Raw genomic sequence first — 13544 nt, 5'->3', positions numbered from 1 at the left:
ATATTAATACTTTTGAAGCCACAAAGTAACAACATTTCTAGCCACGTGTTGTTCTTAGCTACTTAAGTTTATATGCCTCAATGCCAATAATTACGCTTACATCTGACTATGGTATTCTGGATCACTATCTGGCCTCGGTAAAGGGGGCTTTACTTAGTGAGTCTCCAGACTTTACTTTGGTGGATATAAGCCACACTATTGAGCCGGGCAATTTTTTTGAAGCAGCTTTTATCCTGCGTAATTGCTACGCAAGCTTCCCAAAAGGGACGGTTCATTTAGTAGCTTTTCAAGAAATTTCAGAGAATGGCAAACTTTTAGCTGCCGAGATGGACGGTCAATTTTTTTTGATGGCCGACAACGGTTTGCTACCCATGATAAATCCAGATCTTAAGATCAAGAAAACCATAGAGATAGACCTTCGAGCGGAGAAGTCACACTTTCCCGCCAAGGATATTTTGACCCGAGCAGCCAACCACTTGGCTCGTGGTGGGTCTATAGATTTGCTGGGGAGGCAAGCGCGCGATATTGTGCAAAAAACTATTAGCCGCCCAATTATCAGTAATGATAAAAATTCAATAAAAGGATCGGTGGTGTACATTGATAATTTTGGAAACTTGATTAGCAATATTTCGCAGAAGACCTTTAGAGAAGTGGGGCAGGATAGGAGTTTTGAAATACAGTTGCCAAGAAGCCAAAGAATTTCCAAGTTGAGTGAATCTTATCACTCAGTTTCTTCGGGAAGTGTAATGGCTTTCTTTAATTCGCAAAATCTGCTGGAAATAGCGGTGAGCGATTCGCGCGGTAAAGTTTTTAATGGCGCCAATACCCTGTTGGGGATAGAGGTGCAAAATGTAATAACTATACAGTTTAGATGATTGTACGCATAGTGAAGATGACTTTTCAGCCTGAAAAGGTGAAAGACTTTTTAGAGAATTTTGATGCCAATAAAGCCAAGATTCGCGGATTTGAAGGTTGCGAACATTTGGAACTACTAAAGGAAGAAGGCCGTGAAGACGTGTACTTTACCTACAGTTACTGGCAAAATGTGGAGGCTCTGGAAAATTACCGACATTCGCAGCTCTTTAAAGGGGTTTGGAAATTTACCAAAACCTTGTTTGCCGATAAACCACAAGCGTGGAGTGTACAATCAATAGATAAGCAATAGTATGGGGGCTTTGATGCTCAAAGAAATCAGGAGCTTTTTAAATTCAATTACCGGATATCTGGTGATTGTAGTTTACCTGCTCATCAATAGTTTTTTACTCTGGATGTTTCCTGGGGTGTTCAATATTTTGGAGGGAAGCTACGCTAGTATAGACAGCCTTTTTCTTGTTTCACCTTGGGTGTTTATGTTCTTAATTCCGGCTATTACCATGCGCATGTTTGCGGATGAAAAAAAGGCGGGTACCATGGAACTTCTTCTTACACGGCCAGTCACTGATATGCAAATAGTGCTGTCCAAGTTTAGTGCTGGATTTATTTTGGTACTGTTTTCAATTTTACCAACCCTCATCTATTATGTATCGGTTTATCAGCTCGGTAATCCTGTTGGCAATATTGATAATGGTGGTGCTTTTGGTTCGTACATCGGACTATTGTTTTTGGGTGCCAGTTATGTGAGTATTGGTGTATTTGCATCATCTCTTACCGAAAATCAGATTGTAGCTTTTTTGATTGGTGTATTCCTTTGTTTGTTTATGTACATCGGTTTTGAGCAAATGTCCGAGCTAAACCTTTTTGGTAATGCGGATCTATTTATCCTTTCTATGGGAATAAGTGAGCATTACACTTCTATGAGTCGTGGGGTGTTGGATAGTCGCGATATGCTGTATTTTATTAGCCTTATCGTTTTCTTTTCGTTGGCTACCCGATTGGTAATTCAAAGCAGAAAGTGGTGATGAAGAGTAGAAGAACAAAAGACATCATAAACTTCTTGGTGATCACGGCCATCATTTTGGTACTGAATGTGATTGTCTCCCTCAAGTTTTTTAGAATTGACCTTACCACTGAAAACAGGTTTAGCCTTTCGGATGCTACCATTGATCTGCTGGAAAGCTTTGATGATGTAATGTATATTAAGGTATACCTGGAAGGGAATTTCCCTGCAGATTTTCAACGTTTGCAGCGTGAGACGCGTCAAATGCTGGATGAGTTTAGAGCTTATAATAATAAGATTGAATACGAATTTATAGATCCTTCAGCATCTGAAGATTCTAAGATTAATCAGGATGTATTTGAGCAACTCCAGTACAAAGGACTTAAGTATTATGAACTTCGGGTAAGTGAAAAAGGCGGGAACAAAACGCAGCGTGTTTTTCCTGGGGCTTTGGTTACCTATGGAGAGAAGGAAGTGCCCGTTCAGCTTCTTATGGATCAGCTTGGAGTAGCCCCGCAAGCACAGGTAAATGCTTCGGTTCAAAATCTTGAGTACACATTGGCCAATACCATTCGAGGTTTGGTTCGTCAGAGAAAACCGCTTGTTGGATTCCTACAGGGACATGATGAATTGGATCTAAAGTATGTTGCTGATTTTGCTCGTTCATTAAGTGAAAACTATAGTGTGGATAAGTTTAATATCCGCAAGTTTAAATCAGACAGCACAGGTCAGGATTTAAGCATTATGGAGCAACAGCGAAGATTAAATCGCTTTGATGGATTGATCATTGCTAAGCCACAAAAATCTTTTAATGATTTAGATAAATTTCTGCTGGATCAATACCTGATGACCGGAGGGAAGGTTCTTTGGCTGGTAGATGCCATTCACGCCAATATGGATAGTTTGAGCGAAAGCTCACAGTTTATTTCATACCCTATTTATGATCGCCTCAATATTCAGGATATGTTGTTTCGCTATGGTGTGCGAATAAATACAAACATTGTACAGGATTTGGTCGCTGGCGGGGTTGCTGATCGCCAAGGTGTTTATCCGTGGGTGTATTTTCCTATGATAATGCCACAGTCCAAGAACCCCATTACTAAGGATTTGAGCGGGATAAAGTTGGAGTTTCCTTCTTCTATTGATACCATTATTGCCAAGGGGGTAAAGAAGACTTTTTTGCTTAGGAGTTCGCAGTACTCTAATGTGGTGGCTACTCCGCATATGGTGCGATTGCAAACCTTGTATGAGCCTCCAAGCGAAGATCGATTTAAAGCAAAAGGAGTGCCTTTGGCTGTGTTACTTGAAGGAAAGTTTGAGTCAGCTTTTAAAAATCGCCTAAAGCCAAAATCTAATGGACAAGAAATGCCAAACCTGGTGGAAGAGAGCCAATCTACGCAGATGCTGGTGGTGGCTGATGGTGATATTATCAAAAACCAATTGAATATTGTAAACCCAAATATTCCAAAAGGAGCGCCATTACCACTTGGTTTTGATCAGTTTACTCAAGCCCAATATGGCAACAAGAATTTCCTCTTGAATGCTGTTGATTATATGCTGGATGAATCTGGTCTTATAGATATTCGCTCTCGAGAATTGAAAATTCGCCTTTTGGATGTAAATAGAATAAACAATAATAAGCTGTTTTGGCAGCTGCTTAATACAGTTGCACCTATCCTTATAATTTTCCTTTTTGGGGTGGTGTATATATATTTAAGAAAGAGGAAATACGGAAAAGCATGAAGAACAAAAATCTTGTATATCTAGGAATTTTAGTAGTTCTGTTGGCCATAGCAGGCTGGCTTCTTACCAGTAGAAATGATGGTGGTACGTTGGAGCGTAAGATGGATTACAACTTTACCATAAAGGACACTGCTGATATTGATAAGATTGTAATCAAGGATAAATCTCCGGCTGAGGTTACTCTTACTAGAGAAGGCAAGGAGTGGATTCTGGATAATAAATACAGAGCAAGACAAGGGGCAGTAAAAACTTTGTTGGGAACTCTGTACAGAATGGAGCTCAAGAATTTCATTCCCGAAAGAATGAAAGAAACTGTGATAAAACGTATGGCGGTTTTTGGTAAAGAAGTGCAGATTTATAAAAATGGGGAGCTTTTTAAAACCATTTATGTAGGTACAGAAACGCCTGACGAAATGGGAACTTACATGATGATTAAAGGTTCTGACGCTCCATACGCTGTGCATATGCCTGGTTTTAATGGTTTCCTATCCACGCGATTTTTTACACAACAGCACCTTTGGAAAAGCCGTGATGTAACACGCATGGATCCCCGCAATATTAGAGAGGTTACTATGGTGTATCCTGATTCGTCATCTGCATCTTTTAAAATTCAAATGTTTTCGCCTGATAGCATTTTTGTAACTCAACTTTCTACCGGAAAGGTTTTACGCAACGTGAATAAGGTGAAGACTCGGTTATACATTGGCTCGGCAGCACGTATGAAATATGAAGGTGCTATTTTGCCAACCGATCCTATTTCGGCAAGAAGAGATTCACTTTTAGCATCAAATCCAGTGTTTGAAATTACCGTGAAGGATACTAATGGTAAAACCACTTCGCTGGAGGGTTACCATATTAAAGCGCCAGAAGGCATGACCAATGATGCCGGAATAGAACATAAGTATGATCCGGATAGAATGCATGGTTTTATAAACAAAGAGGATATGGTGCTTATACAGTATGCTGGTTTGATAGAGATTATTAAGCCAATAAGCTTCTTTGTAACGCCCTAGTTTTGTTAAAAACAATTGAAAACAAAAAGTCCATTAGGGATTCAATTCAAATTATATTTGCTCTTTAACCTAACCAAGGTCAATTAAAATACATAGTCCCATGAAGTTTATCGTTTCCAGCGGAGCATTATTAAAGCAACTGCAAATTGTAGGCGGAGTATTGAATAATAACAATACCCTGGCCATTCTTGATAATTTTCTTTTTGATCTAAAGCAGAATGAACTTACCCTTTCTGCAAGTGATTTGGAAACAACCATTAGCGCTACCCTTGAGGTAGATAGTGAAGATGAAGGTCTGGCCGCCATCCCGGCCCGTCTATTGCTTGACGGACTAAAAGCTTTGCCAGAGCAACCAGTAACTTTTGTGCTTGATCCAAAGACAAACTCATTGGAGATGAGCTCGGACTATGGTAAGTATTCATTGGCTTTTGTAGAAGGTGAAGAATTTCCGAAACTTCCAGAAATGGAAGACGTAAGCACCACCGTAATCCCTGGGGAAATTATGGCGAATGCTATTACTAAAACGCTTTTTGCAGCTGGTAATGATGAGCTTCGTCCAGTAATGTCGGGTGTGTTTTTTCAGTTTAGTAGCGATAGTCTAACCTTTGTTGCTACAGATGCACACAAGTTGGTGCGTTACCGCAGAAATGATTTGAAGAGTGATCAAACAGCAGAGTTTATTATGCCACGTAAGCCACTTACTATTTTGAAGTCTACCTTGGCTTCTATAGGCGAGGAGGTTACTATTCACTACAATGAAACCAATGCGCGCTTTGAGTTTGAAAACATCATTCTTACCTGTAGGTTGATTGATGGAAAGTATCCAAACTACGAAGCGGTAATCCCTAAAGAAAATCCTAATACCATGGAGATTGAGCGAACCACGTTTCTTAGCTCGGCTAAGCGTGTAGCTATTTTCTCTAATAAAACTACCCATCAAGTTCGCCTAAAAATTGCTGGCTCGGAGTTGCAGCTTTCCGCTGAGGATCTTGACTTTTCTAATAAAGCTCATGAACGTCTTAGCTGTAATTATAGCGGTGAGGATATGGAAATTGGCTTTAATAGCCGTTTCTTAAATGAAATGCTTAGCAACCTTGATTCAGATGTAGTTACCCTGGAAATGTCTGCGCCAAATCGTGCGGGTATCATTTTACCTAATGATGGCCTTGAAGAAGGCGAAGATATTTTGATGCTGGTTATGCCAGTGATGTTGAATAGCTAAAAAGCTATCGTTCCCTATGAATTTACTGGTGATTGGTGACGTTCATGGATGCTATCATACTTTAAAACAACTAGTGGAGGAACACTGGGATGTGGAAAACGAGTTGCTCATACAGCTCGGAGATATGGTAAATAAAGGGTCTCATTCCATAGAATGCATCAAATATTGGCAGCAGCTGCAGGCTAAGCATGGCGATTATGTGGTGATGCTAAGAGGTAATCACGAACAGCAGTTTGTGAAAGACAACCTGGAGCACCCTCGTGATTTAGAGAATGCCCTGTTGCAAAGGGATGCTTTAGCTCAAGGGATGAAAGTAAAGTCATTGAGAAAATGGTTTACTCATCTGCCCTTAGGCTGGGAAAATGATGACATCTTAGTTACCCATGCCGGAGTTGCCAAAAACGGTATCAACCCTTTTTCTGCAGAAAATAAAACAGGCGTACTTTATAATAAAGGTCCTTTGAAATGTTTGAAAAAGCTTCAGGTGAAAGGACACTCTATTGTGGCAGGAGATAAACCTGTGTTTGTACCTCGTGAAAATGCTTGGTATATAGATACGGGGGCCTGGACAAAGAAATATCTTTCCGCCATACGTTTGTCTCCAAAAGGAGAAATGCTAAAAGCAGTTCGGGTGAAAACACACCCTGAAGACAAAAGAAAATAGACTCTTAATAGACTGTGTTAATCACCATGGTTTTATCACTTGCCAGTCCTCATTAGAATACTAATTTTGTGGCCACTTTATTAATTTCTAAATCAACGAGATATGTCCAAAGGATATTACGATATTCCCTTAGCGGTAAATGAGCCGGTAAACTCTTATGCGCCAGGCACCCCAGAGCGCGAAAGCTTGCAAAAAGCCTACGATGAAATGTGGAACCAGAAGCTTGACATCCCAATGGTAATTGCTGGCAAAAATGTAACTACAGGTAACACTCAGCGCGTAATTTCTCCACAAGACCATCAGCATGATTTAGGTTCTTATCACTTGGGTACTGCTGATCATGTACATCAAGCTATTGATGCTGCACTTGCTGCTAAAGAAGGTTGGGAAAGATTACCATGGGAGCACAGAGCTGCAATTTTCTTAAAAGCAGCAGATCTTATTGCCGGGCCTTACCGCGATAGAATCAATGCAGCTACCATGATTGGTCAGGGTAAAAACGCAATGCAAACTGAAATTGATGCAGCTTGTGAAACAATTGACTTTTTACGTTTTAACGTACAATATATGGCTGAGCTATATAGCCAGCAGCCAGAATCTTCTGAAGGTGTGTGGAACCGTACAGAGTACAGAGCTTTAGAAGGATTCACCTTTGCAATTTCTCCATTCAACTTTACAGCTATTGCTGGAAACTTGCCTACCTCTATGGCAATGTTGGGTAACACTGTGGTTTGGAAGCCTTCTTACAGCCAGATGTATTCTGCACATGTGTTGATGGAAATTTTTACAGAAGCTGGTGTTCCAGCTGGTGTAATCAACATGATTGCCACCGATCCTCAGGAAACAGCTGATATCGTATTTGGTCACAAAGATTTTGCTGGACTTCACTACACAGGAAGTACTACAGTTTTCAAAAATATATGGAAGACCATTGGTAACAATATTGATAAGTACAAAACTTATCCACGTATAGTTGGAGAAACTGGCGGTAAGGATTTTATCCTTGCTCATCCTTCAGCTGATGCCAAGCAAGTTTCTACTGCAATGGTTCGTGGTGCTTTTGAATTCCAAGGTCAAAAATGTAGTGCGGCTTCTCGTGCTTATGTTCCTTCTAATATATGGGAGGATGTGAAGAAGTATATGATTGCTGACTTGAAAGACATCAAAATGGGTACTCCTAGAGACTTTACCAATTTTGTAAATGCAGTAATTCACGAAGCTTCTTTTGATAAGTTGGCCTCATTTATTGATGGAGCTAAAGCTGATGCAAATGCTGAAATCATTGCTGGTGGTAACTATGATAAATCTGTAGGATACTTTGTAGAACCTACGGTAATCTTGGCAAAAGATCCTAAGTACACTACCATGTGCGAAGAGCTTTTTGGACCAGTACTTACAGTATATGTATATGACGAAAATGAATACGATGCTACTGTTGAGTTGGTAGATAATACTTCTATTTATGGTCTTACAGGAGCTATTTTCTGCAAAGACAAAGCTGTTGTTGCTGAAACTGCACATCGCTTAAGAAATGCAGCGGGTAACTTTTACATCAATGATAAGCCAACCGGAGCTGTTGTAGGTCAGCAGCCATTTGGTGGAGGTAGAGCTTCAGGAACCAATGATAAGGCTGGTTCTATGCTTAACCTATTGCGTTGGGTAAGTCCACGTACTATTAAGGAAACTTTTGTTAGTCCTACTGATTATCGCTACGCCTTTTTAGGTGAAGATTAGTCTTTAGAAACTAACAAATAATACATACAAAAGCCGGGTGTTTATGCAACATCCGGCTTTTTTTGTAGGCTCCAATGTTAAATTTTTATGTTTCAATGTTAAGTTTTTGAGGCTAAACCATTGGTAGCTAGTGTTTTGGTTTTTCAATGTTATCTCAATGTTAAGAGAAGGTTTACTCAAAGTGAATTATTGGGTATATTTGTTAAGAATAATTTAAATCAGGAACAGATGAAAGCAATGACAAAAATATTGAGCGTGATGATGGTTTTCCTGTTTGCAGTACCTACTCAAGCTCAAGAGATAAAAGACGAATATACCCGCAAAGGAGATAAAGTGATGGTAACTCGCTACTATGAGAATGGAGCAGTGAGGGAACAAGGAACTTTTGCTAATAATGTAGCCGATGGTCGTTGGGTAGAATACAAGAGAGACGGAAGCGTGAAGATTGAAGCGTTTTACGAAAACGGCAAAAAAGAAGGAAAATGGTTTGTATGGTCTGATGAAGGCGAAGTAATGTACGAACTAGTTTATGCTGATAATTATCTTCAAAACTCTAATCGCTGGAAGTTGGAAGAAAATAATGTAGCGGATAAGTAAACTCATTAAAAAATTTAATTTTGAAGGTGTCTCAATTTGAGGCACCTTTTTTAGTTTATACTATATGATATTATTTCTTTCGCCAGCCAAAACCCTTGACTTTGAAAAAGATGTGCAAATAGGGGAGGTTACCAAGCCTGTGTTTTTGGAAGAGTCTCAAAAAGTAAATGCCAAGCTAAAGAAAGTTTCCAGGAAAAAACTGATGGAACTTCAAGGTATTAGCACGCAACTGGCCTCACTAAATTATGATCGCAACCAGCAATGGAATGCGGAGCACAATGAAAATGTGAAGCAGGCAGTATTTAGTTTTAAAGGTGATGTATATGTTGGCTTGCAAGCCGAAAATTGGAATGAGCAGGACATGAGTTTTGCCAACGAGCATGTTCGTATTCTTTCAGGCTTATATGGTATTTTGAAACCTTCAGATTTGATAATGCCTTACAGGTTAGAGATGGGAACTTGGCTAAAGGTGGGACGAAGGGAAGACCTGTATCACTTTTGGCAGGATAAGATAAAAGCCTACTTTAAGGAAAATATTGATAGTGAAGAGCTTATTGTAAACCTTGCTAGCATAGAGTACTTTAAGGCCGTTGAAAAAGCAAAGGTGAAGAATCAGGTGTTGAACGTTGAGTTCAAGGATTTTTCAAATGGTAAGTTTAAAATAATTAGCTTCTTTGCGAAGAAGGCAAGAGGCTTAATGGCAGATTTTATTGTGAAAAATAGAATTAGCACAGCCGAAGACTTAAAGAAGTTTGACACTGATGGATACTATTTTGATGCAAAGGAATCCACCGAAGGTAATTATGTATTTTTGAGAGATAAAAAATAACAGAATGAAGAAAATTTGGTCATTTTTAGTGGTGATGGGTATTGGCGGAAGTTTATTTGGCCAGGCTCGTACCGCGTATTCAGAGTTGGGTATTGGTATTGGAACCCTCAATCAGAAAAGTGAAATTGCCAACACCACAAGTGCGGGTGCTTTACTGGCCGAAGTTCGACCAAACTTTTCTGCCTTTGCCGAGCGTCATTTTAATGATTGGTTTGCACTAGGAATAATGGCAAGCTATGGCTGGACGGTGGCTAATGATGAGAATCACAACAATCAAACAAGAGGTCTGTCTGTAAAAACGGATATGTTTCAGGTAAATCCTTTTGTAGAAGTGAACCTAATTAAGTTTGGAAAGTATCATTTGGATAGAAAGTTCACGATTTATCTTAGGGGAGGTGCAGGATTTTTAGCCTATAATCCTACTCCAAATGCTGCAAAAACATATCCTGATGAATTTGACGTGGAGCCGGATGCTTACAGTGGTGTTAACTTTTTCGCTGGTACTGGAGTGAAATTCCGAGTATCGTATGATTACATTCTTACGCTGGGTGTTCAGGTACACAACTCTGGTGCTGATAACTTAGATGGAATCATGAACAAAACTCCGGGTTTGCAAGGCAAAAATGATAGTTACGGAGGCATAAATATCAGCTTCAGTAAAGCACTTTTCTAGTATTTTCTTTCGTAAGCTCCCAAATCAGGTTGTCCATCCAAGCGTGGATATCCAATGATGTCAATGGGTGTTTGCCTACTTACAGTTCCCTGATCCGTAGCTTGCGAAGCGGAATCCAGCGCGTATATGTTTTCTGAGGCATTTATAAAGCCTGGTTCCTTATTATATAGATTGTTTTGAAAGTGTGTCTGATCATCAATATCATACGCTCTATCATCTACATCATCAAAGATGTCAATCATATTATATTGTAAGAAGTATTCCAAAGCTCCACTGTTGTCCTCTAGTATAGATAGCTCTTCTTGATTGTTTCCTACAATTAAACAGTTGCTAAAATTTGCCTGATTTAAATCTCGTACCAAACGGTAGGTCTTGTTGTTTTCATCCACTAGCTCCAAATAATTGCTCAGTGTTACACCTCCACCAGAACGAGTGCCACCTTGCCAATAGTTGGCAAAAGTACTATTGGTAAAATCATAGCTCCCGCCAAAAGCATATAGAAGATGGACGCCAGCGTTGGCTACCACCACGTTTTCAGCCTTTAGGTTTCCAAACCCACCATAAATACCTACTCGCGAAGAGTTGAGAATATAAGAATTGGTAAGCGTGGTGAGCGAACTTACATTACTATCCAACCTAAGTGCGGTAGTTGCGTTTTTTATAACAGTATTATTAATGATGTGGTTCCCACTATTTCCTTGAATAAATAGGCCTCCAAGCACACCACCCCATTGACCGGGCACATCTTCATAAAACGGCTCTAGTCTGTCTCCTGCAAAAATTACCGAGTCTCCAATTCCTGAAATAGCATTTTCAGCAATTTTTAAGGTAGCACCTTCAAATACCCACATACCACTGTTTTGATGAAAGTAAACCTCGGTTCCAGCCGGAATGTTAAAGTTTGCATTCTCGTCAACTACACCGTAACCATATACTACATGGGGTTTGTCATTTGACCAAGTGGTAGTTTGATTTTCAGGGGCTATAATGGAATAAGGAATAGGGATACCGTCAATAAGTACAAAACTTGTGGGAAAGTGAAAGTATGCATCACGGACGGTGGTGACAAGCTTTACATTTTGGGTGGTTCCCTTATTCACAAATATTATGCTGTCTTCAGCAATAAAGTTTAATGAAGTAGGCTTCTTGTTATGCTTTACCTCCACAAAAATGTGGATACTATCTTTTCCTAAAATTTCTACATCCTTTAGGTCATTACCAGCTGTGCCGTTCACGTTCATGGTGTAAAACCCTGCTGGGTTGTTAATATATACCCGATCCAAAATCACCTTATCTTCACTTGGATTGAATACTCTAAGATTGTAAGTGCTAGAACCGATAGATGTAAATACGGTATCAAGGAAAACAGTATCGGTAGAAAATTTTAAATTCACCCCGTTACTGGCTACAGGCTCATCTTTGCGGCATGAGTATAGAGCTAAACTTATAAATGCAATAAGTAGGAAAAGTTTTTTCATCTTAATGAAACGGTCAGTTGCGACCAATATTTTGAGGAGTGAAATTCTTTAAATCAAAAGGTTGCCTATAAAAATAGCTTGTTCTATATTTGCAGCCCTTTAAAAGGCTGGGCAAAATCCTAGCGCAAAGAAACTAAAGTATTATGAAAAAAGACATACATCCAGACAACTATCGCTTTGTAGTATTCCAAGACATGGGTACTGGCGAAGAGATCCTTACTCGCTCATGCTTAGAGACTAAGGATACTATTGAAAAGGACGGTGAAACTTATCCATTGTTCAAAGTGGAAATCTCTGCTACTTCTCACCCTTTCTATACTGGTAAGATGAAGCTTGTGGATTCTGCAGGACGTGTAGACAAGTTCCGCAACCGTTACGCGAAATTCAAAAAGTAAGATTTACTTTTTTAGCATAAATTTTAAACCCCGGTTAATTTTATTAATCGGGGTTTTGCTTTTATAGGTATTCCTTCTTCCTTTCATTTAAATTAGCCCTCTCGTTTATTAAAATTAGCATTCATGAATATTATACTCTTTGACGGCCCGTCACGTAATCACCTTCTACCATTCACTTTTACACGACCTGTTTCTGAAATCAGAGTAGGTATTATTACCCTAAGGGAAAAGTGGGAAAAGCGCATTGAGGGAAATTATTCGTGGCAAACGGAAGAGTACCTTCAGGGTAAATACCCAATGAATACTGGTGCTGATAATCTTTTTATAAATAGTGCTCTTTGTGCGAATGATGCTTTAGCGAAAGCTGTAGGTGATCTCAAGCTCGGGCAAAAACTTGTAGCTGGCGACACTTTCCTTGCCGCAAAACTGGAAGGTCAGGATTTGGAGTCAAATCTTGAAGCGGTAAGTTTTGAAGGCGAATTCAACCTTATTGATCGCCCATGGAAAATATTCTCTTTGAATGGAGCAGAGCTTGAATCCGATTTTGACCTTATCACCAAAGGAAGAAAGTCGCAACCATTAAGTGAAACCAACACTGTAATTGGCGATCGCATTTTTGTTGAAGAAGGCGTGGAGGCTGAATGTGCTGTATTTAATACCAAAAGCGGAGCAATCTATTTAGGAAAGGATAGTTCGGTGATGGAGGGTTCTGTAGTACGAGGAGGCTTGGCTTTGGGTGAGCATTCTCAACTTAAGCTTAGCGCAAAAATATATGGCCCTACTACTATTGGACCTCACAGTAAAGTAGGTGGTGAGGTAAATAATTCGGTAATATTTGGCTACAGCAACAAGGGGCATGATGGCTTTTTGGGTAACTCCGTAATTGGAGAGTGGTGCAATATTGGAGCGGATACCAACAATTCTAACCTTAAGAATAACTATGATGAAGTGCGTATTTGGAGCTACGTTCGCGGTGGCTTTGAGCGTACGGGCCTTCAGTTTTGTGGTCTTATGATGGGTGACCATTCTAAATGTGGAATCAACACCATGTTTAACACAGGAACCGTGGTTGGCGTAAGTGCCAATATTTATGGAGGAGGTTTTCCCCGCAACTTTATTCCATCATTTAGTTGGGGAGGTTCCGGAGGTTTTGTTGATTATAAATTGGACAAAGCCCTGGCCACAGCCGGAAGGGTAATGGAGCGCAGAAAAATTGAGCTTGACGAAAATGAACGTTCTATTCTTCAGCATGTTTACGATACCACCAAGGCTTCTCGATAATTAGGTAGGCCTTTTGGCACACCAATTGACTTACATAGG

At 39.8% G+C, this 13544-nt stretch carries 14 protein-coding genes; 13 read left to right on the top strand and 1 reads right to left on the bottom strand.

Annotated elements, in window-relative coordinates:
- The first annotated feature begins 80 nt into the window (after positions 1–80).
- From OWEHO_RS07815 to OWEHO_RS07765, 11 genes are all read left to right on the top strand, one after another.
- Positions 81–875, top strand: coding sequence for an SAM hydrolase/SAM-dependent halogenase family protein (locus tag OWEHO_RS07815; protein ID WP_014201934.1), 795 nt, complete (start codon positions 81–83; stop codon positions 873–875).
- Positions 872–1165 carry a putative quinol monooxygenase gene (locus OWEHO_RS07810; protein ID WP_014201933.1) on the top strand — a complete coding sequence of 98 codons (294 nt, stop codon included), beginning with the start codon at positions 872–874 and terminating at the stop codon, positions 1163–1165. The genes OWEHO_RS07815 and OWEHO_RS07810 overlap by 4 nt, the downstream gene beginning before the upstream one ends.
- A 13-nt stretch (positions 1166–1178) precedes the next feature.
- A complete protein-coding gene (gldF, locus tag OWEHO_RS07805; RefSeq protein ID WP_262496311.1) occupies positions 1179–1898 on the top strand; it encodes a gliding motility-associated ABC transporter permease subunit GldF in 720 nt (239 codons plus the stop codon).
- Positions 1898–3619 carry a gliding motility-associated ABC transporter substrate-binding protein GldG gene (gene gldG / locus OWEHO_RS07800; RefSeq protein ID WP_014201931.1) on the top strand — a complete coding sequence of 574 codons (1722 nt, stop codon included), beginning with the start codon at positions 1898–1900 and terminating at the stop codon, positions 3617–3619. Before gldF ends, gldG begins: the two co-directional genes overlap by 1 nt.
- Positions 3616–4632 carry a DUF4340 domain-containing protein gene (locus OWEHO_RS07795; protein ID WP_014201930.1) on the top strand — a complete coding sequence of 339 codons (1017 nt, stop codon included), beginning with the start codon at positions 3616–3618 and terminating at the stop codon, positions 4630–4632. Before gldG ends, OWEHO_RS07795 begins: the two co-directional genes overlap by 4 nt.
- A gap of 100 nt (positions 4633–4732) precedes the next feature.
- Positions 4733–5854 (top strand): DNA polymerase III subunit beta, encoded by a 1122-nt coding sequence (gene dnaN, locus OWEHO_RS07790; RefSeq protein WP_014201929.1) that lies wholly within the window; start codon positions 4733–4735, stop codon positions 5852–5854.
- 16 nt (positions 5855–5870) lie between these two features.
- A complete protein-coding gene (locus tag OWEHO_RS07785; protein ID WP_014201928.1) occupies positions 5871–6518 on the top strand; it encodes a metallophosphoesterase family protein in 648 nt (215 codons plus the stop codon).
- Positions 6519–6620: 102 nt separating this feature from the next.
- The gene (gene pruA / locus OWEHO_RS07780; RefSeq protein WP_014201927.1) at positions 6621–8252 is read left to right on the top strand and encodes an L-glutamate gamma-semialdehyde dehydrogenase; all 1632 of its coding nucleotides are present in this window, start codon (positions 6621–6623) and stop codon (positions 8250–8252) included.
- A gap of 228 nt (positions 8253–8480) precedes the next feature.
- Positions 8481–8849: a toxin-antitoxin system YwqK family antitoxin gene (locus tag OWEHO_RS07775; protein WP_014201926.1), complete on the top strand. Its 369-nt coding sequence runs from the start codon at positions 8481–8483 to the stop codon at positions 8847–8849.
- Positions 8850–8913: 64 nt separating this feature from the next.
- Complete coding sequence (yaaA, locus tag OWEHO_RS07770) at positions 8914–9678, top strand: peroxide stress protein YaaA (RefSeq protein ID WP_014201925.1); 765 nt, start codon at positions 8914–8916, stop codon at positions 9676–9678.
- Between the two features lie 4 nt (positions 9679–9682).
- Positions 9683–10351 (top strand): DUF6089 family protein, encoded by a 669-nt coding sequence (locus OWEHO_RS07765; protein WP_014201924.1) that lies wholly within the window; start codon positions 9683–9685, stop codon positions 10349–10351.
- Here the strand turns inward: OWEHO_RS07765 and OWEHO_RS07760 are convergent.
- Positions 10348–11829: a right-handed parallel beta-helix repeat-containing protein gene (locus OWEHO_RS07760; protein ID WP_014201923.1), complete on the bottom strand. Its 1482-nt coding sequence runs from the start codon at positions 11827–11829 to the stop codon at positions 10348–10350. The two genes, OWEHO_RS07765 and OWEHO_RS07760, sit on opposite strands and share 4 nt — an antisense overlap.
- Positions 11830–11972: 143 nt before the next feature.
- On the opposite strand from OWEHO_RS07760, the gene OWEHO_RS07755 reads away from it, so the two are divergent.
- Together OWEHO_RS07755 and OWEHO_RS07750 are read left to right on the top strand one after the other, a co-directional pair.
- Positions 11973–12224 carry a type B 50S ribosomal protein L31 gene (locus OWEHO_RS07755; protein WP_014201922.1) on the top strand — a complete coding sequence of 84 codons (252 nt, stop codon included), beginning with the start codon at positions 11973–11975 and terminating at the stop codon, positions 12222–12224.
- A 123-nt stretch (positions 12225–12347) separates the two neighbouring features.
- Positions 12348–13505 (top strand): GlmU family protein, encoded by a 1158-nt coding sequence (locus OWEHO_RS07750; RefSeq protein ID WP_014201921.1) that lies wholly within the window; start codon positions 12348–12350, stop codon positions 13503–13505.
- Positions 13506–13544 lie beyond the last annotated feature (39 nt).

This window comes from Owenweeksia hongkongensis DSM 17368 (assembly GCF_000236705.1).
Classification (GTDB): domain Bacteria; phylum Bacteroidota; class Bacteroidia; order Flavobacteriales; family Schleiferiaceae; genus Owenweeksia; species Owenweeksia hongkongensis.
The sequence above is the reverse complement of the archived record's forward strand: the minus strand, read 5'-3'. Positions and strand labels throughout refer to the sequence as shown.